Source organism: Spirosoma litoris (genome assembly GCF_054776755.1).
In genome coordinates this window covers 1-792 of the sequence record NZ_BAAHBI010000087.1, presented here as the reverse complement: position 1 = coordinate 792, position 792 = coordinate 1, and the positions used below count along the sequence as shown (strand labels likewise).

The window sequence follows — 792 nt, the reverse complement described above, 5'->3', positions numbered from 1 at the left end:
ACACTAACCTCGGCAATGTCAGCTACTAAATTTATGTCAAGACCTTTCGAGAGCGCATTTTTAACCGTCTCAGTTTTGACAGCTAAATTTTCTGCTTCTTTAGCCTCTTGAATTTTCCTGTTCTCATTCTCAATCGCCAATGCATTGGCTGAAAGCGTCATTTCATAAGCCATCCGCTTTTCAGGGGACATTGCTCGCGTGTCTAACTCCTTAATGGCCGCTTCTAACCACTCCTCACTCCAGAACTGAGGAAATTGCTTGGGTTTGGTCGCTTTGTGTAGGGTCTTCATCGTATAAATCAACTTGTCCAAATCGGTTTGAATGCTGCTTAACCGTTTCTTGAATTTAGCCAATTCTATTGTAATGAACGTCGTCTGCTCGTCAATCAGTTCGCCTTTCTCGTTTCGCAGTACCGCCACGTTATGATAGTCAACAATATGAGGAAAAATGTTGGTAGCTAAAATACCGATGCAGTAAATTTTGGGCAAGCCCTCGAACTTGTATTTACCCTTCCGAACCAGCGTATTAAGCCTGTAAAACGAATAGAATTTCATGCGCTGAATGAAGTCTGGATACTTGCTCAACTGCATCTCGACGATAAACTGATTCCCTTGTTCATCCACACAAGCCACATCGTACACTCCGCTACGACTGTCTTTGGTTAGGCCCGGAATTTCGCTTTCAATAAACTCAACGTGTTTTATAGCTACTGGCGACTGAATCAATGCTTGTAACGCCCTACATAAAAACCGCGTATCGGTCTCGTTACCAAATGTTACTTTGAAACCGTAA

1 protein-coding gene is annotated in these 792 nt (G+C 42.8%); it reads right to left on the bottom strand.

The window, feature by feature from the left end; genetic code table 11:
• On the bottom strand, positions 1-792 hold a 792-nt coding region (locus tag ACYVGR_RS37590; protein ID WP_460966070.1), incomplete at both ends, for an Rpn family recombination-promoting nuclease/putative transposase.